The sequence below is a fragment of the Clostridium pacaense genome, assembly GCF_020709765.2.
Classification (GTDB): Bacteria; Bacillota; Clostridia; order Lachnospirales; family Lachnospiraceae; genus Enterocloster; species Enterocloster hominis.
Map to the genome: position 1 here is coordinate 562438 of NZ_JAJFEB020000002.1, position 25965 is coordinate 588402.

21 protein-coding genes, 1 tRNA gene, 1 rRNA gene and 1 pseudogene are annotated in these 25965 nt (G+C 46.1%); 14 read left to right on the plus strand and 10 right to left on the minus strand.

Annotation, left to right across the window (positions count from 1 at the left end; all coding sequences use genetic code 11):
* The first annotated feature begins 177 nt into the window (after window positions 1-177).
* Together LK536_RS36035 and LK536_RS36040 are read left to right on the plus strand one after the other, a co-directional pair.
* Window positions 178-1128 (plus strand): alpha/beta fold hydrolase, encoded by a 951-nt coding sequence (locus LK536_RS36035; RefSeq protein WP_120057473.1) that lies wholly within the window; start codon window positions 178-180, stop codon window positions 1126-1128.
* Between the two features lie 115 nt (window positions 1129-1243).
* Entirely contained in the window at window positions 1244-2074 is an 831-nt protein-coding gene (locus tag LK536_RS36040) for a deoxyribonuclease IV (RefSeq protein ID WP_227794750.1), read from the plus strand.
* A 304-nt stretch (window positions 2075-2378) separates the two neighbouring features.
* On the opposite strand, the gene rsmG is transcribed toward LK536_RS36040, so the two are convergent.
* The 10 genes and pseudogenes from rsmG to LK536_RS36090 all read right to left on the minus strand — a co-directional run bounded on the left by rsmG (window position 2379) and on the right by LK536_RS36090 (window position 11797).
* The gene (rsmG, locus tag LK536_RS36045) at window positions 2379-3128 is read right to left on the minus strand and encodes a 16S rRNA (guanine(527)-N(7))-methyltransferase RsmG (protein WP_227794751.1); all 750 of its coding nucleotides are present in this window, start codon (window positions 3126-3128) and stop codon (window positions 2379-2381) included.
* A gap of 14 nt (window positions 3129-3142) precedes the next feature.
* Entirely contained in the window at window positions 3143-5020 is a 1878-nt protein-coding gene (gene mnmG / locus LK536_RS36050) for a tRNA uridine-5-carboxymethylaminomethyl(34) synthesis enzyme MnmG (protein WP_120057476.1), read from the minus strand.
* A gap of 26 nt (window positions 5021-5046) precedes the next feature.
* Window positions 5047-6426: a tRNA uridine-5-carboxymethylaminomethyl(34) synthesis GTPase MnmE gene (gene mnmE, locus LK536_RS36055; protein ID WP_227794752.1), complete on the minus strand. Its 1380-nt coding sequence runs from the start codon at window positions 6424-6426 to the stop codon at window positions 5047-5049.
* 268 nt (window positions 6427-6694) lie between these two features.
* Window positions 6695-7315, minus strand: a pseudogene (jag, locus tag LK536_RS36060) (RNA-binding cell elongation regulator Jag/EloR); the annotation flags it as partial.
* A 12-nt stretch (window positions 7316-7327) separates the two neighbouring features.
* Window positions 7328-8650, minus strand: coding sequence for a YidC/Oxa1 family membrane protein insertase (locus LK536_RS36065; protein ID WP_008723107.1), 1323 nt, complete (start codon window positions 8648-8650; stop codon window positions 7328-7330).
* A 20-nt stretch (window positions 8651-8670) separates the two neighbouring features.
* Window positions 8671-8886, minus strand: coding sequence for a membrane protein insertion efficiency factor YidD (yidD, locus tag LK536_RS36070; RefSeq protein WP_474911837.1), 216 nt, complete (start codon window positions 8884-8886; stop codon window positions 8671-8673).
* A 4-nt stretch (window positions 8887-8890) separates the two neighbouring features.
* The gene (rnpA, locus tag LK536_RS36075; RefSeq protein WP_506092091.1) at window positions 8891-9259 is read right to left on the minus strand and encodes a ribonuclease P protein component; all 369 of its coding nucleotides are present in this window, start codon (window positions 9257-9259) and stop codon (window positions 8891-8893) included.
* 75 nt (window positions 9260-9334) lie between these two features.
* Window positions 9335-9469: a 50S ribosomal protein L34 gene (gene rpmH / locus LK536_RS36080; protein ID WP_008723104.1), complete on the minus strand. Its 135-nt coding sequence runs from the start codon at window positions 9467-9469 to the stop codon at window positions 9335-9337.
* A 205-nt stretch (window positions 9470-9674) separates the two neighbouring features.
* Window positions 9675-10298: an ECF transporter S component gene (locus tag LK536_RS36085; RefSeq protein ID WP_025484639.1), complete on the minus strand. Its 624-nt coding sequence runs from the start codon at window positions 10296-10298 to the stop codon at window positions 9675-9677.
* Window positions 10299-10399: 101 nt separating this feature from the next.
* Window positions 10400-11797 carry a citrate transporter gene (locus LK536_RS36090; protein WP_227794753.1) on the minus strand — a complete coding sequence of 466 codons (1398 nt, stop codon included), beginning with the start codon at window positions 11795-11797 and terminating at the stop codon, window positions 10400-10402.
* Window positions 11798-12274: 477 nt separating this feature from the next.
* Between LK536_RS36090 and dnaA the strand changes: the two genes are divergently transcribed.
* From dnaA to LK536_RS36150, 12 genes are all read left to right on the plus strand, one after another.
* Window positions 12275-13645: a chromosomal replication initiator protein DnaA gene (dnaA, locus tag LK536_RS36095; protein ID WP_008723100.1), complete on the plus strand. Its 1371-nt coding sequence runs from the start codon at window positions 12275-12277 to the stop codon at window positions 13643-13645.
* Window positions 13646-13924: 279 nt separating this feature from the next.
* Window positions 13925-15043, plus strand: coding sequence for a DNA polymerase III subunit beta (dnaN, locus tag LK536_RS36100; protein ID WP_025484640.1), 1119 nt, complete (start codon window positions 13925-13927; stop codon window positions 15041-15043).
* Window positions 15044-15082: 39 nt separating this feature from the next.
* Window positions 15083-15292 carry an RNA-binding S4 domain-containing protein gene (locus LK536_RS36105; RefSeq protein WP_008723098.1) on the plus strand — a complete coding sequence of 70 codons (210 nt, stop codon included), beginning with the start codon at window positions 15083-15085 and terminating at the stop codon, window positions 15290-15292.
* Window positions 15293-15316: 24 nt separating this feature from the next.
* Entirely contained in the window at window positions 15317-16402 is a 1086-nt protein-coding gene (recF, locus tag LK536_RS36110; protein ID WP_008723097.1) for a DNA replication/repair protein RecF, read from the plus strand.
* A 45-nt stretch (window positions 16403-16447) separates the two neighbouring features.
* The gene (gyrB, locus tag LK536_RS36115; protein ID WP_008723096.1) at window positions 16448-18361 is read left to right on the plus strand and encodes a DNA topoisomerase (ATP-hydrolyzing) subunit B; all 1914 of its coding nucleotides are present in this window, start codon (window positions 16448-16450) and stop codon (window positions 18359-18361) included.
* Window positions 18362-18411: 50 nt separating this feature from the next.
* Complete coding sequence (gyrA, locus tag LK536_RS36120; RefSeq protein ID WP_025484641.1) at window positions 18412-20973, plus strand: DNA gyrase subunit A; 2562 nt, start codon at window positions 18412-18414, stop codon at window positions 20971-20973.
* Between the two features lie 105 nt (window positions 20974-21078).
* Window positions 21079-23007 (plus strand): putative bifunctional diguanylate cyclase/phosphodiesterase, encoded by a 1929-nt coding sequence (locus LK536_RS36125; RefSeq protein ID WP_227794754.1) that lies wholly within the window; start codon window positions 21079-21081, stop codon window positions 23005-23007.
* 3 nt (window positions 23008-23010) lie between these two features.
* Window positions 23011-23853: a fumarate hydratase gene (locus tag LK536_RS36130; RefSeq protein WP_227794755.1), complete on the plus strand. Its 843-nt coding sequence runs from the start codon at window positions 23011-23013 to the stop codon at window positions 23851-23853.
* A gap of 50 nt (window positions 23854-23903) precedes the next feature.
* Window positions 23904-24455: a Fe-S-containing hydro-lyase gene (locus tag LK536_RS36135; protein WP_227794756.1), complete on the plus strand. Its 552-nt coding sequence runs from the start codon at window positions 23904-23906 to the stop codon at window positions 24453-24455.
* A gap of 45 nt (window positions 24456-24500) precedes the next feature.
* Window positions 24501-25232, plus strand: coding sequence for a lysophospholipid acyltransferase family protein (locus LK536_RS36140; RefSeq protein WP_008723091.1), 732 nt, complete (start codon window positions 24501-24503; stop codon window positions 25230-25232).
* A gap of 77 nt (window positions 25233-25309) precedes the next feature.
* Window positions 25310-25397: transfer RNA gene (locus LK536_RS36145), tRNA-Ser, on the plus strand.
* A gap of 414 nt (window positions 25398-25811) precedes the next feature.
* Window positions 25812-25965, plus strand: a 16S ribosomal RNA gene (locus LK536_RS36150); the annotation flags it as partial.

Consider the following 25965-nt stretch of genomic DNA (forward strand, 5'->3'; position numbering starts at 1 on the left):
TTTTCTCATTTTATACAAAAAATGTTTCACGTGAAACATTTTTCTGTCTGAAAACTCTTAAGAATAATTTAATTCTCTAAACGTTGTAATAGCCCCCAGCTTGTATTATAATAGATAAAGCAAAACTACTTTTATTCAAATGGTATGAGATGACCAAGTTCAGGAGATTATAATTGAATGAAAACAAGGAATAAATTACTCACCTTACTTATACTATCAGCAGGAGCAGCTACTACTACTGCTCTTATTAATAAAGCAATTAAATTGTCCGCAACCTCAAAGAATGTTTTAGGAGAACCAGAAGCCTTGTGCTATAAGTGGCGCCTTGGCAATATCCATTACACAAAATCAGGTTCCGGCAAACCAATTTTACTAATACATGATTTAACTCCTGCTTCCAGCGGCTATGAATGGAAGAACCTGGCAGGAAAGCTGTCTGAGTCATATACTGTATACACAATTGATTTATTAGGATTTGGACGTTCGGAGAAACCAAACCTCACCTATACAAATTACCTATATGTACAGTTATTGTGTGATTTTATCAAATCAGAAATCGGTCATAGGACAGATATGGTTGCAACCGGTTCATCTTCTGCTTTAGGGATTATGGCCTGCTGCAACTCACCTGAACTATTTAATCAACTTATGTTTGTTAATCCTGAGAGTATTCTTTCCTGTTGTCAGGTTCCGGGCAAGAATGCCAAGTTATATAAGTTCATGTTAGACCTTCCAATTGTAGGAACCCTGATTTACCATATATCATGCAGTAAACAGGCCATTACTAAGGATTTTATGACTAACTACTACTATAATCCATATTCAGTTAAATCAGGATTGATTGATGCATATCACGAAGCGGCCCATCTGGGTGAATCGCCTAAGTCTGTCTATGCAAGCATTGAGTGTAACTATATAAAGTGTAATATTGTTAACGCATTAAAGAAAATAGATAACAGCATTTATCTGATTGGCGGAGGTGCTCTGGAAGATATTGATGAACGTATGAATGAATATAAAGAATATAATCCAGCAGTGGAGACAGCAACTGTTCCAAATACAAAGCATCTTCCTCATATGGAAAAGCCTGCTGAGATTTACGAACTGATTCAAACTTTCTTATCTTAAAAGCAGTTAATGTTTCACGTGAAACATTCCGGTTCGGATAATTACTGTCCGAACCTTTTTTATTATATATAACAATCTATTTACTAACCATTATTTAATATGAAAGGAATAACTTATGATACGAATAGGATGCCATTTATCCTCATCAAAAGGATATGAATCCATGGCAAAGGACGCCATTTCAATTGACGCTAATACATTTCAATTTTTCACACGCAATCCAAGAGGCGGCAATGCAAAAGCAATTAACGAGAAAGATGTAGAACGCTTCTTAGCAACAGCAAAAGATAAGGATATCACTCCTCTCCTGGCCCATGCCCCTTACACATTAAATGCATGTTCCGCAGACCCAAAACTCCGGGATTTTGCAAAAAGAACCATGGCTGATGATTTGGTCCGAATGGAATATACCCCAGGTAATATGTATAACTTTCACCCTGGATGCCATGTAAAACAGGGCGTTGAAACAGGTATTACATACATCGCCCAAATGCTTAACGAAATACTTTCTCCAGACCAGACCACTACTGTCCTTTTGGAAACCATGGCAGGAAAAGGCAGCGAAATCGGAGGACGTTTCGAGGAGTTAAAACAGATATTGGATTTGGTTGATTTATCCGACCATATGGGTGTGTGCCTTGATACATGTCATGTGTGGGATGGAGGGTATGATATTGTCAATCATTTAGACGAGGTGCTGAATGAATTTGACCAGATTATCGGATTAAACCGTTTAAAAGCAATTCATCTTAATGACAGTCAGAATCCTCTGTGTGCTCATAAAGATAGACATGCAAAACTCGGAGAAGGATATATAGGCCTTGATACATTTAAAAGAATCGTCACACACCCAATATTAGGCAAACTTCCCTTCTATATGGAAACCCCTAATGATTTAGACGGATATGCGAGAGAAATCCACATGATGAGGGAGGCTGCTGGCTGATATTATCTGATAATAGAAATGATTATTTTTCAACTTAAATGTATTAAAGAATACAAATATATGTTAAGAAAAGATAGATACATTTGAGAAGAGATATTTATAACAGATATCTATCTATAACAAATATATTTATAGCTATTACAAAAATATAGTAAAAAAAGATAACGCATATACTTATCAAAATATGTATAACCTTAAAAAAGTAAGAAGATGGGCCGGAATGTTTCACGTGAAACATTCCGGCCCATCTTCTACTAAAATCTTCTAACAAAATCCCTCAACAAACCCTACCAACCCTCCCCCACTACTTCAACGGCTCCTTAGTAGGCAGTCCCGCCTTTCTAGGAAACTTCTTCGATACAGGCTTAACCTTCTCAATCATCACAAGGGATCTGGCTGCATCCGTGCCAGGCAGCACAAACTTCTCCACTGACTTTAACTTACCGCCCAAAAGCCCAATCGCCTTCTTTGCCTGATTCAATTCCTCATCAATCTCCCCTGATTTATAAGGAATAAAATATCCTCCCACCTTAACAAAAGGCATACAATATTCTGACAGACTGGCCAGGTTAGCCACTGCCCTGGATACACACAGATCATACACTTCCCTGTGTCCTGCCTGGCGTCCTATATCCTCCGCCCGTCCATGGACACAACACACACCTTCCAGGTGCAGTTCCGTACACACTTCCTCCAGCCACTTAACCTTTTTATTTAAAGAATCCAACAATGTTACCTTCAGCTCAGGAAACACAATTTTCAAAGGAATCCCGGGAAATCCAGCTCCTGTGCCGACATCAATCACATTACATGTCTTATACCATGCGTCACCGCCAACCTGCATTTCCTTCAATAGCCCAAATAGTGACAAGCTGTCACTAAAGTGTTTTGTCACAACCTCATTTTCTTCCGTGATGGCTGTAAGATTCATCACCTTATTTTTTTCCACCAGCATTTCATAATAAGAATAAAACTGTTCCATCTGGACATCGCTGAGTGTGATACCCAATTGCGCTGATTCCTGATTCATCTGGATGCGAAATGTCTCTGTCATATCATATAATCCTCTCACTGCTGTTTTCTCGCAAAGTGTACCAGCAGCACGGATATATCTGCCGGGGAAACACCCGATATGCGGGACGCCTGTCCAATGGTTGCGGGCTGAACCTTATTCAGCTTCTGTACAGCCTCCCTGCGCAGGCTTTTTACCTGGGTATAATCAAAATCCTCAGGAAGCAGCTTCCCTTCCAGCTTCTTATACTGCTCAACCTGCTGGTATTGGCGCTTGATGTACCCTTCATACTTAATTTCAATATTAACCTGTTCCCTAACCTCAGGTGACAGTTCCGGCCGCCTCTCATCCAACTCCCATAACTTCTCATAATCCAGCTCCGGCCGTTTAACCAGTTCCGCCAGGGTTACACCTGATTTCAGCGGAGTACTTCCATATTTTTCCAAAAATTCCTGCACCATGGAATTTACCCCAATTACCGTTCCCTGAAGCCGTTTAATCTCATGTTCAATCTCATCCATTTTAATAAGAAGCTTCTCATACTCCCCATCGCTGACAAGTCCAATCTCATGCCCAATCTTCCTCAGGCGGATATCCGCATTATCCTGCCTTAAAAGCAGCCTGTACTCTGCCCTGGAAGTCATCATCCTGTACGGCTCATGATTCTCTTTGGTCACCAGATCGTCAATCAGCACGCCGATGTACGCCTGGGACCGGTCCAGGACCACCTGGTCCCTTCCCATGATTTTCATTGCAGCATTCACACCAGCCATAAAGCCCTGCACCGCCGCTTCCTCATATCCGGAACTGCCGTTAAACTGTCCTCCTGCAAACAGACCTGATATCTTCTTAAATTCCAGGGTCGGCTTTAACTGCAGTGAATTGATGCAATCATATTCAATTGCATATGCATTCCTCACAATCTTAACCTTCTCAAGTCCCGGCACGGTACGGTACATTGCATACTGTACATCTTCAGGAAGGGAACTGCTCATACCGCCCAGATACATTTCATTGGTATAAAGTCCCTCGGGTTCCACGAATACCTGGTGGCGCTCCTTGTCCGGGAACTTCACCACCTTATCCTCAATGGATGGGCAGTACCTTGGACCCGTACCCTCGATGGCCCCTGAGAACAGCGGGGAACGGTCCAGGTTACGTCGTATGATGTCATGGGTACCCTCATTGGTATACGTCAGCCAGCAGGACACCTGGTCCTTCTGAACGCTTTCCGGGTCCGTTGAAAAAGAAAAGGGAACCACGCGCTCATCCCCCAGCTGCTCTTCCATCTTAGTAAAATCAATGCTTCTCTTATCCACCCTGGCCGGGGTGCCTGTCTTAAACCGGAACATCTCAATCCCGTTCGCCTTAAGGGAATCCGTCAGATGGTTGGCTGCCTGCAGTCCGTTCGGCCCTGTGGGATTGCTGACATCCCCGTAGATACACCTTGCCTTCAGATAAGTACCTGTGCAGAGTATGACACATTTCCCCCTATAAACGGCCCCTGAAAATGTCTTAACGCCCCTGATTTCCCCTTCCTGGACAACAAGCTCCGACACCTCGGCCTGTCGTATGGTAAGATGATCCGTGTTCTCCAGCGTCCTTCTCATCTGCCTGCTGTAATCCTGCTTATCTGCCTGGGCCCTCAGGGAGTGCACGGCAGGTCCCTTGGATTCATTGAGCATCTTGGACTGGATAAATGTCTTATCAATATTCTTCCCCATTTCCCCGCCAAGGGCATCCAGCTCCCTTACAAGGTGGCCTTTTGAGCTGCCGCCCACATTGGGATTACAGGGCATCAGGGCAATGCTGTCCACACTGACCGTAAACATGATGGTTTCAAGACCCAGCCTTGCGCCGGCAAGGGCTGCCTCGCATCCTGCATGTCCGGCGCCAACAACAATCATATCATATGTTTCTTCCAAATACGGCATACGTTTTCATTCCTCTTTCATTTCAATCATTTTCCCATACAGAACCTGGCAAATATCTCATTCACCAAATCATCGTCCACTGCTTCCCCTGTAATCAGCCCCAGCTGCTCATATGCGTTCATAAGGTCAATGGAATAAAAATCCTCCGGCATGCGGTCCTCAATACTGCCCTTTACCATCAAAAGACTCCTGAGGGCCTGTTCCAATGCCTCTTTATGCCTTACATTTGTTATATAAACCTGGTCGTTAAACTTTAGCTCCCCGTGATAAAAGAGCCGTTTAATCTCCTGCTCCAGCTCTTCAATCCCCTGTTCCTCCTTGGCGGACACTGGAATCACCTTCTGTCCTGACATCCCTTCCAGTTCCTCCTTGCCGACCACAAGCTCAAGATCCGACTTATTGAGAAGGATGATGGACTTCCTGCCCCGGATGAAATCCATGATTTCCCTATCGCTTTCATCCAGTGGCCGCGAACCGTCCACCACGAATATGATAAGGTCCGCGTCCCCGGCGGCGCGCCTGGCCCTGTCCACTCCAATCTTCTCCACCACATCCTCAGTGTCCCTGATACCGGCCGTGTCCACCACGTTAAGGCTGATTCCCTGAAGATAGATATGTTCCTCCAGCGTGTCCCTGGTGGTTCCGGCTATTTCGGTTACAATGGCCCTCTCCTCCCCCAGAAGCACATTCATTAAGGAAGATTTACCTGCATTGGGCTTACCAAGTATGACTGTCTTGACCCCTTCCGTCATGACCCTCCCGTCATCCGCTGAAGCCAGCAGCCTCTTCACCTCCTCCACCATGGGATCAAGGCGCGCCAAAAGTTCTTCATCATACCCATCCAGGGAAATATGTTCCGGGTCGTCCAGTGCGGATTCTATAAATGCAATCTGATAAAGGATCTGGCTTCTCAGTTCCTTTATGCGCTTTGACACAGAACCGCTTAACTGGCTCACCGAGCTTTTAAGCGCATACTCATTGGTGGCATTAATCACATCCGCCACGGCCTCGGCCTGTGACAGGTCAATCCTGCCATTGAGGAATGCCCTCTTAGTAAACTCCCCCGGCTCCGCTGTCCTAGCCCCTGCGTGGATGACTGCCTCCAGTATCTTCTTCACCATAAGGATCCCGCCATGACAGTCAATCTCCACCGTATCCTCAGCCGTATAACTGTGCGGCCCCTTCATGATCAGCACAAGGGCCTCATCCACCTTCTCATCCCCATCATAGATAAACCCATAGTGGACCGTGTGGGATCTGGCCTGGCTTATAGGAACCTGCCTGCCGTCCTTATTCCTGTATAACTTATCAATCACAGTAAATGCCTCATCACCACTGATCCTTACAATCCCGATTCCTGAATTTCCCATTCCCGTGGCAATGGCTGCAATTGTATCTGTCCTCATCTTATATCCTTTCAATTCCCGCCTGACACGGACCATCCCATGCCAGCCAAATAGCGCAAAAGGCCGTCGCACTCTGCAACAGCCTCTTAAGCTTAAAATCTGTCAGTTATTCCTCATCTCCAGCAGCTGTCTCTTCGGACGCGCCTGATGAAGCTGTTGAAGAATAATGGCTGCGGCGGTTATTACCCTTATATCCGCCGGAAGACCTGTCATAGCGCCCGCCCTTACTCCTGTCGTAACGTCCTTTGCGTTCACCGCCGGACGCTTCCTTCTTAAGTGCAATCACCACATGGCGGAAAGGCTCCTCGCCCTCACTTCTGGTGGTAACATACTTGTCATTCTGAAGGGCCGCGTGGATAATCCTTCTCTCATAAGGATTCATGGGTTCCAATGAGACAGGCCTCTTGGTCCGCTTAACCTTATAGGCAATGTTCTTTGCCAGGGTCTCAAGGGTTTCCTTCCTTCTCTCACGGTAATTCTCAGTATCCAGCTTAACCCTCAGATACCCTTCGGTACCCTTATTCACGATCAGGCTTACAAGGTACTGGAGGGAATCCAGGGTCTGCCCCCTCTTCCCAATCAGGATACCCATGTCATCGCCTTCCAGGTTCAGGGAAAGCTCCTGCTCTTCCTCATTGTATGCAGCTATGATGGATACCTCCATATTCATGGCCCCAAAAATCTGGGATAAGAAATCCATGGCCTTATCCTCAATGGATTCCTTTTTCTTTGCACGAATAATAGCAGGTTTTGAACCGATTCCCAGGAATCCGGTGCTTCCCTTGTCAACCACTTCATATTCCAGCTTATCGCTGGTTGTCTGAAGTTCGATTAACGCTTTTGTAACTGCTTCGTCCACTGTCTTGGCAGTAACTGTAATCATATCCATACAAAACCCCTCCTATTTTTTACTTCCCTTATCGTGCTTTTCATTGTACTTAGCAACCATGTTTGCTTTGGATGCCAGGCTGCCCGGTTTGGCATTGTCATTATAATACTTGTTAGACTCCTCCACGATTGCCTTGGTCTTTGCAATCTTGGCCATCTGCGCAGTCTCAGCCTTTACTTCCTTTTCCTCAATCTTCTTAAGCATCTCGTCCACATTGCCAACCTTCGTTGGAGGAAGTCCCTTTTTAGCACGTTTCTTATTGGTCTTGTCAATATTCTTCTGAACCAGGTCGTCAATATTAACCTTATTCAGATAAGAGTTAATACCAACCTGCTGGATGATTGTAAACACACTCTGCGCAACCCAGTAAAGTCCGATACCGGATGCAAATGAGAAACAGAAGAAGACAGACATGAGGGGCATGGTCACGTTCATGCTCTTCATCATTCCGGCTGCCGGATTCTCATCGCTGTTGGTCTGGGGCTGGTTTGCAGTCATCAGCTTGGTGCTGTACCACTGGCTCAGACCAGCGAACAGAGGGATACAAAGAGCTGCAATTGCAGTCAGCAGGGTTGTCCCTTCCACCTTGTTAAAATAGTTCATGATGACCTGGAATGGTGTATATGCAATGTTCAGGCCGAAAAAGGTCTGCATGTTCTCAATGGCATCCACCACCCTGACACCTGTATCCGTCACGGCCTGTCCCACGGAAGCAAAGGAAGTCACCAGGGTATCCCACTGCTGTCCGGTGAACTTATATAATAAATCAATTACAGTATTAACATTGGTATAATCAAACTTATCAATAGGCATCTTCTGCGCCGCCGCCAGGTCTGTAAAAGCCTGTGCTGTCTGGTAGCCGCTTGGAAGCTTGCTTATGATTGTCTCATAATATCCCCTTACCGACTGTACATAAGCAGGAATATTATAGATGACACGGTACAAAGCAAAGATGATAGGCATCTGTATCAACAACGGGAGGCAGCCGCCTGTCATGGAAGTCCCATACTTCTCATAAACAGCCTTAATCTCTGTCTGCATCATCATTGCATACTTCTGGTCATTTTCCTTGCCCTTATACTTTTTCTGGATAGCAGAAATCTCCGGCTGCATCACTGCCATCAGCTTGGAGGACTGCTGCTGCTTAATGGTAAGAGGTATCATGAGAACCTTTGTTACCAGGGTAAACAGGATAATACACAGACCGATATTCTCAATACCGAAGAAACTTGTAAACTTAAACAGCCAATCCATGATCCAACCAAGGATATCAGCAATCGGCCCCAGAATACCGCCTGTTTTTGTCAATAGTACTGCGCCAGCTAAACCATTCAATACATTATACCTCCTAATCTCTACGGAACTGGATCATAACCGCCTTCTGCAAAGGGGTGACACCTGAGTATCCTTTTGCAGGCCAACCATGTACCCTTTAACGCACCATACTTTTTAAGTGCTTCAATGGCGTATTGAGAACACGTAGGTGTGTAAATACAGTGAGTTCTTAATTTAAGAGGAGACAGGAACCTCTGGTATCCTCTTACCAACAAAATCAAAAACCTTGTCATAATCACTTCACTTCGATTCTTTTAAAATGTGATGCAGTCCGCATAGGTGCAGATACGCACCTTCCAAATCTTTGTAGTCTGATTTTTTTGCAGCCACCCTGGCCACAACAATGATGTTTAATCCAGTCCTGATCCTACTATTATTTAAACGGAATATTTCTCTCAAAAGTCTTGTGATATGATGGCGGACAATACTGTTGCCCACTTTCCTGCTGACAGAAATACCAATCCGGTTCCCATCTTCCCCGCTTTCCATCACATACATCACAAGCAGTCTGTTTGCATACGAAGTCCCATGCTTATATATATCCTGGAACTCCCTGTTTTTCCTTACGGAAGGAAATCGTTTCATACGATTCTCCATTTCAATCTTCATACTGACAATCATTGTCTGAATAATTAAGAAAAGGCCACATGTTCCTGTGGCCCGCAGTTCTTTTGCTTCAAACAATTAAGCAGATAATCTAGCTCTACCTTTTGCTCTTCTGGCAGCAATAACTTTTCTACCGCCTACAGTTTTCATTCTGGCTCTGAAGCCATGAACTCTCGCTCTATGCTTCTTCTTCGGCTGAAATGTCATCTTCATAATCGGGCACCTCCTATCAAAATTATCTGGTAATGTGAAAACACACATTTAGACTAGTATAATTAAACATCTTCTCAATTATATAGAAGAAATCGGCCTTCGTCAAGCGGATTTTCGCAAAAAAACCACAAAAAAGGACAGCTTGAAAGCCGTCCCAATAAAATGTATGCATTGCCATTTTATATTACTATATTTAGTGCCGTAATCAGCTGTGGCTTGTGAAACGGAGCATTACTTTTCCAATAACTGCCACTAAAACCGCCGCGACGATTGCCTCAGGTATGCCGGAAGCGGTAACTGTCACCATGATCAGTCCCCAAACCGCATCAATTGCAACGTTCTTAGCCTCTGCGTACTGGGATGCAAACAGCAGGTAAATACTCCCCATGACAAAGACCGTATTCACCATGGATCCGATAAAACCAACCATGGGAAGCGCTGCCAGGACATTAAGCTTCACCTTCTTAAACAGGATCCAGAGCCATCCTGCAGCCACGCCGATCAGTATCCTGCAGCCGACGGAAACCCATAAAGCCTTAAACATACCGGGAATCCCGGTCATGCTCATGAACGGCGAAAATGCAAAGGACAGCAGTGTGGGCACCATGGTATTGCTTATCATGGAACAGATACCAAAGGTGGCTCCCAGAACCGCCCCTGCCAGGGGCCCCAGTAAAATTGCTCCCAATATGACGGGAATATGCACAGTTGTCGCCTTGATGACCGGAAGCTGTATCATCCCAAACGGCGTATTCGCCAACAGGATGACCACCGCCATCATAAGTGCAACACTTGCAAGCCAACGGGTGTCTCTCTTCTTGTTATTCAATTTTTCATCCTCCTGCTACTGTTCTTATTAAAAGATACAATGCAATGCTACTGTCTCATTATAATCCGCACAGGCAGGAGGAGTCAACGAAAATAATTGTATTAATTTAAGAACCACTGGGCGCCCAGTCCTGTAATGGTAAGGGCCGTAAGGATATACAGGCAGATGGACGTCAGGTATGCAAATGGGATGGAAAGTTTTAAATACTCCCTTGATTCCACCTTTGTATAGGCAAGGCCCCATGCAATCCAGGACTGTGTGATACAGGAACCCACGTTAACCGTTGTTGCCGGTATGGTGAACACACAGTACAGGAAGGGAACAGAGAAATGTCCCACATTGGATAAAACCCCCAGGGTAGCCGCGCCGCAGCCAAACAGCGTGAACGGTCCCCTGAAAAAGCCCAGGATTGCCAGCGCCGCGAACAGGATACACACAACATACTCACTGGTCGGCATGATGCCGCCGATTACTTCCTTGAAAAACGGGGAAGCATATGTAGCACACGTGTTGAACATGGGAAGTGTGAGCAGGAAACCAATCAGGGGAGCCGTGTCCACTACACCGTCATAATAAAGCTTATTAACCAGCTGGCAGTTCTCCTTAAAGGACCCCTTCATCCTGCCGCACAGGAACAGGGCCGCGAATCCCGCAATGATGAACCCGCCAATGACCGAAAAGTCCAGGGCGATTTTAAGCACCACCGGGACAACCGGAAGTAAAAGCGCTATCATGGGGGCATCCTTTACGGGCTGGAATCCGGGCGTACGGGACGCCCAGGCATGTCTTTTCTTCCCAAATTTAAGGTATACCGCTGTCAGGAGCGAAACCGTAACCACTGAAATAGCAAGCGCATAATATCCCCAATGGCCTGCATACCATGAAAATGAGAACTCCGGCATCTGGTCTGCCGGCAGGATGAATGCGCGGATCTGGGAGAACTGAAGCACGGGATTCAGATACATGCCCGCGGAAACAGATCCCATGAACGTGAACATGGCGATTGCTTTAGGAATACCAAGGCTCATCAGGATCGGCAGCACGATGACGCCGATGGCAATGACAGGGCCCGCTCCCATCATGGCCGTAAAAATAAAAGCAGTCACAACATTAAGAAGGACAATGGTAATGATCGGGCGGTCACCGCCCAGCTCCACTGTCTTGCGGATCAGCGTGGAGGCAATGCCTGTTTCCATAAGGACCCTTCCGAACCATGCGCCCCAGCAGACATTCACCAGGGTGGTTCCCCATCCTTCCGGGGCAGCCTGATAAATCTTATTCAGGATGGCCACCAGTCCCTTGCCTCCATCCCCGCCAAACTGAAGCACAGGATTATCCGCAATGAACTGCGGGGATGAAATCCCCGCCCCAAAAAGGGAAAGGATGGTCCATAAAACGGAGATGACCAAAAAGCCGATCATCAGGTTATAGCCCTTGACACAATAATAGGCCAGTGCAAAAAACGTCAGGATCAGCAGAATACCAATTACAAATTCCATATAAATCCCCCTTTTTGTTGATAACTTTTATTAGTTGCATTAAAATATTAAAAATTTGTTATGTATCTTAACCTATTATAAACAATTATCTGATATTGAGCAATCAAACTCATGCATTTCTAACGTTATTATAACATATTCAATTGAGTATGAATCACTCTCCTTTGTGGATTTACATAAACTTATCCACAAAGTGTTGATAAGTTGTGGATAAGTATGTGTAATTGTCAATTTTTTCCCCAATGCGATCCGAGAATTCCATAATTTCCAATTATTCTCGGGTTGTGCACAACTCAAGATGGCTTTTCCGGCGGTTTTGTGGAAAAACCGTCTGTCCACACTGCTTTCACACTGCTTCCACAGCCTGTAAACAAAGTTATCCACATTTATTCACACTTGTCATTGAAAAAAAATTTACTTTAGTATACAATGTATTTAGATTGGGCAATTCTGCAATACAGTTTCAGGAGACAAGAAATGATCGATAAAATCAAAGAAAATTGGGAGCAGATCCTGCTTACCCTAAAAGAAGAACATGAAATATCCAATATCTCCTACAGTACCTGGCTGGAACCGCTTAAGCCATATTCTTTTAAGGATAACACAGTAATAATCATTGTTCCCGAACAGACCTTTTTACAATATGTAAATAAAAAATACGGATTTTTATTAAAGGTGACCATCTCGGAATTCCTTGAAAAGGAATGCGAGGTGGATTTCAAAGTCAAGGAACAAATCATAGAAAAAGAGGAACCGTCGGGGCCGCAGCTGATTCAGAAGAACACTGTAACCATAAGCCCGGACGTTATTCAGAGCGCCAACTTAAACTCAAAGTACACCTTTGATACCTTTGTGGTAGGCTCCAACAATAACCTGGCCCATGCAGCCGCCCTGGCCGTGGCGGAATCGCCAGGTGAGATTTACAACCCTCTTTTCATCTACGGAGGCGTGGGACTTGGCAAAACCCACCTGATGCATGCGATTGCTCACTTCATATTAAAGAACAATCCAAGCTCCAAGATACTTTACGTCACATCAGAAACCTTTACCAACGAGCTGATTGACGCCATCCGTAACAAAAACAACATAACAACAACGGAATTCCGTGAAAAGTACCGCAACAACGACGTACTCCTCATTGATGATATCCAGTTCATCATCGGCAAGGAAAGCACCCAGGAAGAATTTTTCCACACCTTCAACACATTATATGAATCCAAGAAGCAGATTATAATCTCCTCCGATAAACCTCCAAAAGAAATTGAAACACTGGAGGAACGCCTGCGCTCCCGTTTTGAGTGGGGACTTACCGTGGACATCCAGTCTCCTGATTATGAGACAAGAATGGCAATCCTGCGCAAAAAAGAAGAGATGGAAGGATATAATATTGATAACGAGGTAATCAAGTACATTGCCACCAACATCAAATCCAATATCCGTGAACTGGAAGGCGCGCTGACCAAAATCGTTGCCCTCTCCCGCCTTAACAAGTGTGACATAACCCTGGAACTGGCGGAGGAAGCCCTTAAGGACATCATATCGCCCAATGCCCAGCGGGAGGTCACCCCGGACCTGATCATCCAGATCGTATCAGACCATTATGGCCTGACCCCCCTTGATATCTCTTCCCAGAAGAGGAACAAGGAGATTGTATATCCGAGACAGATTGTCATGTACCTTTGCAGGAATATGACGGATACCCCTCTCCAGACCATCGGACGCTACCTGGGAGGAAGGGACCATACTACCATCATACATGGTTCCGAGAAGATTGCAGGAGATATTAAGAAGGACGATACGCTTAAGAATACCATTGAGATACTGAAGAAGAAGATCAATCCACAATAGGCAGTGGGATCCTTGTGGACAGGCTGTTGATAACCGATCCATCCTGAAGGACTTGTGAACGGTTTTTAAGTACCTGTGGATAAACATTAAGTTTTACCATGGATCGGTGGATGATTTCCACAGATCATTCCACATGGACCTGGCCTTTATTCTCAAGGACTTTTAAGGGTTTTACACAAACCCACAGCCCCTACTACGGTTTCTACGAAAAGTATTTATATCTTCAACTACAGATGGGTTTTTCCGACCTAAATAAACTGAAAGGAAGTTATCAACATTATGAAGCTGATATTTCAAAAAGACGCCATTGTAAACGGCATTAATATTGTAATGAAAGCAGTCCCCTCCAAAACCACCATGTCCATCCTTGAATGTATCCTGATTGACGCCAGTACAGGTGAGATTAAACTGACCGGCAATGACATGGAACTGGGAATTGAGACAAAAGTAGAAGGGGAGATACTGGAACATGGAAAGATAGCCCTGGATGCCAAGTTATTCTCCGAAATCACCCGCCGTCTTTCCAGTGAAAATGCCTCTGTTACCATTGAATCTGATGATAAATTCAACACCACCATCAGCTGTGAGAATTCTGTATTCAATATCCAGGGACGTGACGGGGAGGAATTTGCATACCTTCCCTATATTGAGAAGGATAAATATATCTGTCTTTCCCAGTTCACCCTGAAGGAAGTAATCCAGCAGACCATATTTTCCATCTCACCTAATGACAGCAACAAGATGATGGCCGGTGAACTGTTCGAGGTAAATGAGAACCAGTTAAAGGTAGTGTCCCTTGACGGACACCGTATCTCCATCCGCAAGGTACGTCTGAAAGACCATTATGATGACACCAAGGTAATCGTTCCAGGCAAGACACTCAGTGAGATCAGCAAGATCCTGGGAGGTGACAATGAGAAGGAAGTCCTTATATACTTCAGCGCAAACCATATCCTGTTCGAATTTGACAGTACGGTTGTTGTCTCACGGCTGATTGAAGGCGAATACTTCAGGATCAACCAGATGCTTTCCAGTGATTACGAGACAAAGGTATCCGTGAATAAAAAAGAGTTCTTAAACTGTATTGAACGTGCAACCATCCTTATCAGGGAAAATGACAAAAAGCCCCTGATCATCAATATTGGCGATAATTCCATGGAAATGAAGCTGAATTCCAGTTTTGGCTCCATGAACGCGGACCTGATGATCCACAAGACAGGTAAGGATATCATGATTGGCTTTAATCCCAAGTTCCTGATTGACGCGCTGAGGGTGATTGACGATGAGGAAATCAATATCTATATGATGAATCCCAAGTCCCCATGCTTCATCAAGGACGATGAGGAGAATTATATATACCTGATCCTTCCGGTTAATTTCAATGCAGCCACTGTTTAGTACATCTTTCGTAAATTACTGTACTAAGAAAGGAAAACAATGGAAATAATCAAATTAAGGGAAGATTACATCAAACTGGGCCAGGCGTTAAAAGCCGCCGGCCTGGTCCAGTCCGGTGTAGACGCTAAATATGCCATAGAGGACGGCCTGGTGACTGTGAACGGGGAAACTGCGTTCCAGCGCGGAAAGAAACTGGTGGATGGAGATGTGGTATCCTATGACGGACAGACCATCAAAATCACCAAATAAAGGGGCCGCAGAAAGAGAATATCCATGATTATAGAATCCATAGAACTGAAAAATTACCGGAACTACCAAGAATTACATATGGAATTTAATCAGGGAACCAATATACTCTACGGTGATAATGCCCAGGGAAAGACGAATATTCTGGAAGCCGTCTACGTCTGCTGCACATCTAAATCACATAAAAGCGCTAAGGACAGGGATATCATCCGTTTTGACCAGGATGAATCCCATATTAAATTACAGATCAGGAAGAACAATGTGCCTTACCGCATTGACATGCACCTGAAAAAAAACAAACCCAAGGGAATTGCCATAAACGGTGTGCCCATAAGAAAGGCCAGCGAGCTGTTTGGAATCGCCAACGTGGTTTTCTTTTCCCCCGAGGACCTGAACATCATCAAGAATGGGCCTTCCGAGAGAAGAAGATTCATAGATATGGAACTGTGCCAGTTAAATAAGCTGTATGTCCATTCACTCGTACAGTACAACAAAGTGCTGCTTCAGCGTAACAAACTGCTAAAGGAGCTGTTTTTCAAGCCTGAATATGAGGAAACCCTGGATGTATGGGATATGCAGCTGGTAAATTATGGAAAAGAAGTAATACGGTTCCGCAGGGAGTTCATTGACCGGTTAAATGAAATCATACAGGACATTCATCTGAGCCTTTCAGGCAACAAGGAGGCAATAAGGATTTCCTATGAACCATATACCCTTGAGGACCAGTTTGAACAGACACTGAAGAAGAACCGGCCTCAGGATATGAAACAGAAGACCACGCTGTCAGGTCCCCACCGGGATGATATCAGCTTTATTGTGAACGGCATTGATATCCGCAGGTTTGGCTCACAGGGCCAGCAGCGAACCGCCGCCCTGTCCCTGAAGCTGTCAGAACTGGAACTGGTCAAGGCAGTCAGCAGGGATAATCCCATCCTTCTGCTGGATGATGTCTTATCAGAGCTGGACAGCAGCAGGCAGAACCATCTTTTATCAGCCATACAGGACATCCAGACCATGATTACCTGTACCGGGCTGGATGATTTTGTCAATAATAGGTTCCATATAGACAAGATATTCAAAGTTATCGACGGAACCGTTGAAAATGAGAACTAGTACCGCCAGGCGCTGGTTACCCGAAAAGAAAGGAAGATATAGAACATGGGAGAGCAATACGGAGCAGATCAGATTCAGATTTTGGAAGGACTTGAGGCAGTCAGGAAAAGGCCTGGCATGTATATTGGCAGCACATCGGCCAGAGGTCTCCACCATCTGGTTTATGAGATTGTAGATAATGCGGTTGATGAGGCATTGGCAGGATATTGTGATTCCATTGAGGTTACGATCAATGAGGACAATTCCATAACCGTTGTGGATGATGGCCGCGGCATTCCGGTTGGCATCCAGAAAAAGGCAGGCCTTCCGGCCGTGGAAGTCGTATTCACCATCCTCCATGCGGGCGGTAAATTCGGCAACGGGGGATACAAGGTATCCGGCGGCCTTCACGGCGTTGGCGCATCGGTTGTTAACGCACTTTCCGAGTGGCTGGAGGTACAGGTATATAAGGATGGCGACATTTACCAGCAGCGCTATGAACGCGGAAAAGTAACATATCCTTTGAAAATCGTAGGCAAATGCAGTCCTGACCAGCATGGGACCAAGGTTACCTTCCTGCCCGACAAAGAGATATTTGAAGAAACAATCTACGATTATGATACCTTGAAGATAAGGCTTCGCGAGACTGCGTTCCTTACAAAGAACCTTAGGATCACCCTGAAGGATGACAGGGATGAGAAGAAGGAAAAGACCTTCCACTATGAGGGCGGTATCAAGGAATTTGTCACCTATCTGAACAAGGGCAAGACGCCTTTATATGACCAGGTCATTTACTGTGAAGGATCCAAGGAAGGCGTGTACGTGGAAGTATCCATGCAGCACAATGATTCCTATACCGAGAATATATATACATTTGTCAACAATATCAATACCCCGGAAGGCGGAACCCACCTGACCGGCTTTAAGAACGCGCTCACCAAGACATTTAACGACTATGCCAGGAAGAATAAACTGCTTAAGGATAACGAGGACAGCTTATCCGGCGAGGATATCCGGGAGGGCCTGACCGCCATCATCAGCATCAAGGTGGAAGAACCACAGTTCGAGGGCCAGACCAAGCAGAAGCTGGGCAACAGTGAGGCCCGCAGCGCAGTGGATAATATTGTCAGCGAACAGCTGACCTATTTCCTTGAGCAGAACCCTGCAATCGCCAAGGCCATGTGTGAGAAGTCCATCATGGCACAGAGGGCCAGGGCCGCGGCCAGGAAGGCCAGGGACCTGACACGCCGTAAGTCCGCACTGGACGGAATGGCGCTTCCCGGCAAGCTGGCTGACTGTTCAGATAAGAATCCTGAAAACTGTGAAATCTATATTGTTGAGGGAGATTCCGCAGGCGGTTCGGCCAAGACAGCCCGTTCCCGTGCAACCCAGGCCATCCTGCCTCTCAGAGGCAAGATACTGAACGTGGAAAAAGCCAGGATGGACCGGATTTACGGCAATGCGGAAATCAAGGCCATGATTACGGCATTTGGAACAGGAATCCACGAAGACTTTGACATATCCAAGCTGCGTTACCACAAAATCATCATCATGACGGATGCCGATGTGGACGGCGCCCATATCAGCACCCTGCTTCTGACCTTCCTTTACAGGTTCATGCCGGAGCTGATTAAACAGGGCTACGTATATCTGGCCCAGCCGCCTTTATACAAGGTGGAAAAGAGCAAAAAGGTATGGTATGCATACAGCGACGACGAGCTTAATTCCATCCTCACGGACATTGGCCGTGACACCAACAATAAAATCCAGCGTTATAAAGGACTAGGTGAGATGGATGCGGAACAGCTGTGGGAGACAACCATGGATCCTGAGCGCAGGGTGCTGCTGCGTGTAACCCTGGACGAGGAGACCACCTCCGAGATTGACCTGACCTTTACCACACTGATGGGCGACCAGGTAGAACCAAGAAGGGAATTCATTGAGGCCAATGCAAAGCGTGTACAGAACCTTGATATCTGATTGCGCTTATGGCTGAACTAAGAGGATTTCAAACATAAAGGAGATTGAATATGGAACCAAATGTATTTGACAAGGTTCATGATGTAGACCTGAAAAAGACCATGGAACAGTCCTATATTGACTATGCCATGAGTGTAATCAGCGCCAGGGCGCTCCCCGATGTAAGGGATGGTTTAAAGCCGGTCCAAAGACGTGTGCTTTACTCTATGATAGAGCTGAACAATGGTCCTGATAAACCACATCGTAAGTGCGCCCGTATCGTAGGTGATACCATGGGTAAATACCATCCCCACGGAGACAGCTCCATTTACGGCGCCCTGGTTAACATGGCCCAGGAGTGGTCCACCAGATATCCGCTGGTAGACGGCCATGGCAACTTCGGTTCCGTGGACGGTGACGGCGCTGCGGCCATGCGTTATACGGAAGCCCGTTTAAGTAAGATTTCCATGGAAATGCTGGCTGATATCGGCAAGGATACGGTTGACTTCGTACCCAACTTTGATGAAACAGAGAAGGAGCCGGTGGTGCTCCCCTCCAGGTATCCCAACCTTCTGGTCAACGGCACATCCGGTATCGCCGTCGGCATGGCCACCAACATACCTCCCCACAACCTGCGGGAAATCATCAGCGCCGTGGTAAAGATGATTGACAACCAGGTGGAAGAGGACAGGGAGACCTCCCTGGAAGAAATCATGGAGATTGTCAAAGGTCCTGATTTCCCCACCGGGGCGACCATACTGGGAAGAAGAAGCATAGAAGAGGCATACCGCACCGGACGCGCCAAGATAAAGGTGCGCGCGGTCACCAACATAGAGACCATGGCCAACGGAAAATCAAGAATCATAGTGACCGAACTTCCGTACATGGTCAACAAGGCCCGTCTGATTGAGAAAATCGCGGACCTGGTTAAGGAAAAGAAGATTGACGGAATCACATACATCGGGGATGAGTCCAACCGTGAGGGCATGCGCATCAACATAGAGCTGCGCAGGGATGTGAACGCCAACGTCATCCTGAACCAGCTGTTAAAGCACACACAGCTCCAGGACACCTTCGGCGTCATCATGCTGGCCCTGATTGACAACCAGCCAAAGGTCTTAAACCTTCACCAGATGTTGGATGAATATCTGAAGCATCAGGAAGAAGTCGTAAGAAGAAGGACACAGTATGACCTGAATAAGGCTGAGGAGCGCGCCCACATCTTAAAAGGCCTGCTCATTGCCCTGGATCATATTGACGAGGTCATCCGTATCATCCGCGGTTCATCCAATGTGGCGGATGCCAAGAACCAGTTGATGGAGCGCTTCGGTTTATCCGATGCACAGTCCCAGGCCATTGTGGACATGAGACTGCGCGCGCTGACCGGTTTGGAGCGCGAGAAGCTTGAGAACGAATACAAGGAACTTCTGGCCAAGATTGAGGAATTACAGGCAATCCTGGCAGATGTGAAAAAGCTCCTGACCGTAATCAAGGAGGAAATCCAGATCATCGCGGACAAATACGGGGATGACAGGCGTACTGCCATTGGATACGATGACGATGTATCCATGGAAGACCTGATTCCGGATGAGGATACGGTGATTGCCATGACCCATCTTGGATACATCAAGAGGATGGATGTGGACAATTTCAGAAGCCAGAACCGCGGCGGCAAGGGCATCAAGGGAATGCAGACCATTGAGGAAGACTATATCGAGGATCTGCTCATGACCACCAACCATCACTTCATGATGTTCTTTACCAACAAGGGACGCGTATACCGGCTTAAGGCATATGAGATTCCCGAGGCAGGACGTACTGCAAGAGGCACGGCCATCATCAACCTCCTTCAGCTGCAGCCAGATGAGAAGATTACAGCCATCATCCCAATGCGCGAATATAACGAGGACAAATATCTGTTCATGGCAACCAGGAACGGTATGGTCAAGAAGACGCCTATGGTGGAATATGAACATGTGCGCAAGAACGGGCTTCAGGCCATTGTGCTGCGTGAGGATGATGAACTCATAGAGGTAAAGGCAACGGATAATAATCAGGATATTTTCCTTGTAACGCGCAAGGGAATGTGTATCCGGTTCAATGAGACAGATGTAAGGGTGACCGGACGTGTATCCATGGGTGTCATCGGTATGCGGTTTGAGGAAGATGACGAAGTCATTGGCATGCAGATGGAAAGCCAGGGAGAAAGCCTTCTCATTGTTTCTGAAAATGGTATGGGCAAACGTACCGTCATATCAGAATTCAGCGCCCAGAACAGAGGCGGAAAGGGTGTCATCTGTTACAAGTGCACGGAAAAGACCGGCAATATCGTAGGGGCAAAGCTGGTAAATGACGGCCGCGAAATCATGCTGATCACAACAGAAGGCATCGTTATCCGTATGAGCGTGGACGATATATCCATCATCGGGCGCAACACATCCGGAGTCAAGCTGATGAACATTGACCAGGAATCTGACATAAAGGTTGCAAGCATTGCCAAGGTGCGCGAGAGCGTTACGAAGGAAAGCAATGTTTTTGATGAAGAATTCTATGATGAGGAAACTGCTGAGGCAGAAGATGTGGAAGCAGGGAATGCCGATTCAGAAGACGTGGAAGCGGAAGAGAAAGAATAAAGAGCAGCACAGCTGATGTGTAGGCAAATAAGGTTGAATATACTGAAAAGGCTGTCCTGAAAGACAGCCTTTTCATGTATAATTTCACTTACAAAGGAGAAATAGATGATCAGATGGTCATTGGCAGCTGAGTTGTTGGCATTAATTATCATCATATTTTTAATGCTGCACTACTATGAAAGGAAATTGGCAGCTAATTACAGGAGAAAGATGTACAGGCTCTGTCTATGGATGTCCGTACTGACCATCCTCCTTAATATTTTATGTGTACATACCATTTCGATTGCGTCCAGGATACCCCTGTGGATTAATATGGCCCTCAACAGCGCCTACTTCATGCTGGCCGTATTCCTATGCACGGTGGTGTCCGTGTATCTGGCAACCCTGATACTGGAACATGTATACAGCCGGATATGTATCAGGCGTTTCCTCATGATGGCAGCAGCCCTTAATGTGCTGTACCTTCTCCTTGTGCTGTGGAATTTAAAAAGCGGTGTCCTCTTTTACTTTGACGGGCACATGTCATACCAGAGAGGTCCTCTTAACAGCGCGGGCTATGTGGTGATGGGCATAGAAGTACTGATGCTGTCCACGTGTTATCTGCGCAACCGTCCCAGTGTGGGGAAATCCGTGGTAAGGCTGATACGCACCATGCCAATCCTTGCCGCGGCCCTGATTTACTTTCAGCATGAATATCCGTATCTTCTGATAAACGGCATGTTCGCAGCCATAACCGACATGATCATATATATAAGCTTCCAGAGCAGCTGGAATGAAAGGGACAGCCTTACCGGAATCGGCAACAGGAACAGCTTTTTCCAGGAAATCGCGCTGCGCATAGCAGGGCACCAGCAGTTCCAGGTAATACTTGTGGCCCTGAAGAATTTTTCCTCCATCAACCAGAAGTTCAGCTATAAGCAGGGGGATGAATTCCTCTATGTCATTGCGGACAGACTGGACCATATCCTTCCCCAGTCAAGGGCATTCCGGTTTGCCAATGTTGAATTTGCCATCCTCCTTCCCTATGATTCAGAGGAAAATGCATATGATAATATAGGGAAAATCAGGGACCGGTTCAATCATCCGTGGAATCAGGGAAAGGTTTCATGCAACATCAATGCGCTTTTTACTGATTTTGTATACACGGGACAGGAGTGGAACCCGGCCCAGGTCATTGAATTCCTGGAATATGGTATAGAGTCAGCCGGGGAGTCACCGGAAGGCCTTAAAAGATTTGATTCGTCCATGCTCCATCATCTGATGAGGCGGAAACAACTGATTGAAATCATGCAGTATTCCATTGAGCACAAGCGTTTTAAGGTATGGTACCAGCCTGTATACAGTCTGGAGGATAACTGTTTTTCGTCAGCCGAGGCCCTGCTGCGCCTGAAGGATTATGACGGTAATCCTGTTTCACCCGGGGAATTCATTCCCATAGCAGAAGAAAAGGGAATGATTGACGATCTGTTCTGGATTGTGCTGGAGGAGGTGTGCCTGTTATTACAAAGGACACCTGGCCAGATCAAATCCATATCCATCAATCTTTCCATGCAGCAGTTTGAAGACAGGACACTTCTGGAACGGATGAAGCAGTGCCTGGATAAGTACCACCTGACGCCGGAGCGGCTGAAGATTGAGATTACGGAAAGGGTACTTCTCCAGGACATGGACTATATGAAAATGATGATGGAAGAACTGACTAAAAGCGGGATCTGTTTTTATCTGGATGATTTCGGGACAGGTTATTCTAATATTTCATGTGTACTCTCGCTGCCTTTTGAGTATATTAAGCTGGATAAAAGCCTGTTAAAAGGCATTCCGGGGGATAGAAAGGCAGAACTTTTAGTAAAGAGCATGGTTAAGACCTTCCGCTCCATGGGACTTAAGATTGTAGCTGAAGGGGTGGAAGAAAAGGAACAGGTGGAAATGCTTAAGGAATTCGGGGTTAGCAGCATACAGGGTTATTACTATGGGAAGCCGATGCCCGAGGAGGAATTCCTGGAATACATATTACCAATTAAAGGAGGAGTATAGGCCATGAGGGAGATACACACAGGGCTGATTACAGAAGCAGTTAAGGAAATGTGCATTGAGGCAAACCATATGCTTGCGCCGGATATGAAGCAGGTATTCAACCTGGCAGTTAAGGAGGAGGAGTCTCCTTTGGGACGCCAGGTCCTTGGACAGCTGAAAGAAAACCTGAAAATCGCTGCTGAGGATATGATACCCATCTGTCAGGATACAGGGATGGCAGTAGTATTCCTTAAGGTGGGGCAGGATGTGCATATAACAGGAGGCAGCCTGGCCCATGCTGTCAATGAAGGTGTGAGAAAGGGGTATGAAGAAGGATATCTCCGTAAGTCCGTGGTTGGAGACCCAATTGAGCGGGTCAACACAAAGGATAACACGCCTGCCGTAATCCATTATGAAATCGTGGAAGGTGATACCCTCCATATCACGGTAGCACCCAAGGGATTTGGCAGTGAGAACATGAGCCGCGTATTCATGTTAAAACCAGCCGACGGACTGGAAGGCGTGAAGAACGCCATCATCTCAGCTGTCAGGGATGCCGGCCCAAATGCCTGTCCTCCCATGGTAATCGGTGTGGGCATCGGCGGAACCTTTGAAAAATGTGCCCAGATGGCAAAACATGCCCTCACAAGGAATATAGAGGAAAAGCCAACGGTACCGTGGGTAAAGGAACTGGAGCAGGAAATGCTCACAAGAGTCAACCAGCTTGGCATTGGGCCGGGAGGGCTGGGGGGAAGGATAACAGCCCTTGCAGTCAATATTGAGACGTTCGCAACCCATATAGCAGGACTTCCTGTGGCCGTCAATATATGCTGTCATGTAAACCGCCATGCAAACAGGATATTATAAACAGGATTCATAAACAGAATAAGGGATTACCGTGAGAGGGAGTAATGGTTATGGACAGACATATGAATGTACCGATGACAAAGGAAGATGCGGTTTCATTAAAGGCAGGAGATTACGTATATCTAACCGGAACCATCTATACTGCCAGGGATGCAGCCCACAAGCGTATGGATGAAGCCCTGGATAAAGGGGAAATGCTGCCGTTTGATATAAAAAACAATATAATATACTATATGGGTCCGTCACCTGCAAGGGAAGGGCGTCCCATTGGATCGGCAGGTCCCACCACTGCCAGCCGTATGGATAAGTACACTCCCAGGCTTTTAGACCTGGGCATGGGGGCCATGATAGGAAAAGGTAAAAGGTCCCAGGCAGTCATGGATGGCATCATACGCAACCAGTCCGTGTATTTTGCGGCTGTGGGAGGGGCAGGGGCCATTTTATCAAAATGCATCCTATCTTCGGAAATCGTTGCATACGAGGATCTGGGTCCGGAGGCAATCCGGAAACTTAAGATTAAGGATTTCCCTGTAATCGTGGTAGTGGATTCCCAGGGAAACAACCTATATGAGACAGCGGTAAAAGAGTACTGCAGACCATAATGCAGGAAACGATCATTAAAAACAGGGGGAAGAAGAGGGGAGCATATGAAACGGATTATATATATGGTATTCATGAATCTGTTCCATGCGCCGGTATGGCTGCTTAAAATCGCCTGTATGGCCAGACCCGGGGATAATCATACCATGCAGCAGCGGTATGACTATATTGCAGAGATGACCAGAAGAATCATAAAAAGGGGAAGGGTTACCATAAAAGTAACCGGGGTGGAACATATTCCTGAGAAGGATGGATTCATGCTATTTCCGAACCATCAGGGACTGTTTGACGTGCTGGCGCTTTTTTCAACATGTCCCAAGGCCCTTTCGGTTGTCATAAAGAAAGAAGCATCTGGCTGGATATTGGTGAAACAGGTACTGGGGGCCACGGGAAGCCTGGCCATGGACAGGAAGGACATGAAGGACCAAGTGCGTATTATAGGAGAAGTGACAAGGCTGGTAAAGGAAGGCCGGAACTTTGTGATATTTGCAGAAGGGCACCGAAGCCGAAAAGGAAATGAGATATTGGATTTCAAAAGCGGCACATTCAAAAGTGCGGTAAAAGCCGGCTGCCCTATTGTACCGGTTGCCCTGATTAATTCCTTCAGGCCCTTTGATATGAGCTCACTGAAGCAGGAATATGTGGAAGTCCACTATATGGAACCCATTATGCCGGATCAATATATGGGAATGAAGACCTCAGAAATAGCACATCTTGTACACGACAGGATTCAGGAAGAAATAAATAAAAATGTCGCTGAAAAGCCCTTGACAATGTAAATCCTATCTAGTATAATGGTCAATGCGTCTGAGGACAAACATGTCATAAGAAGCAATCATATGGAAAATATCAATTCGGAGAAATACTCAAGAGGCCGAAGAGGCGCCCCTGCTAAGGGTGTAGGCTGGGAAACCGGCGCGAGGGTTCAAATCCCTCTTTCTCCGCTCCATTTTCCAAATGATTATTTTTTTACTGTTTTGCCCCGGGGGCACAAAATTAATCAAAAAAGTTGTTGACAAAAAATGACAACTGTGATATGATTAATACCCGCTGGAGAAAATGCAGCGGATGATTTTTGAAAAGACAAAATCAAGTCAAAAACAAAAATCAAAAAAAGTTAAAAAAGTTGTTGACAAACACAAGCGACTGTGATAAGATATAAAAGTTGCTGCTGAACAAGCCGACAACACAAAGAACCTTGATAATTGAAGATTGAACAGTATGTAAAACCCTGAAAATTCTAAAAACAGAAGGCCTGGTTTGGGCCTTTGGATTTGAGAAAATTCAGAACAAAACCAAGTAATGAAGGTTAAAGATAACTAGCCAAGCTAAGTAGTCTGAAACCTGGAATCAGCTTTTAATTTGAGAGTTTGATCCTGGCTCAGGATGAACGCTGGCGGCGTGCCTAACACATGCAAGTCGAACGAAGCATCCCATAGGAAGTTTTCGGATGGAATATGGGATGACTGAGTGGCGGACGGGTGAGTAACGCGTGGATAACCTGCCTCACAC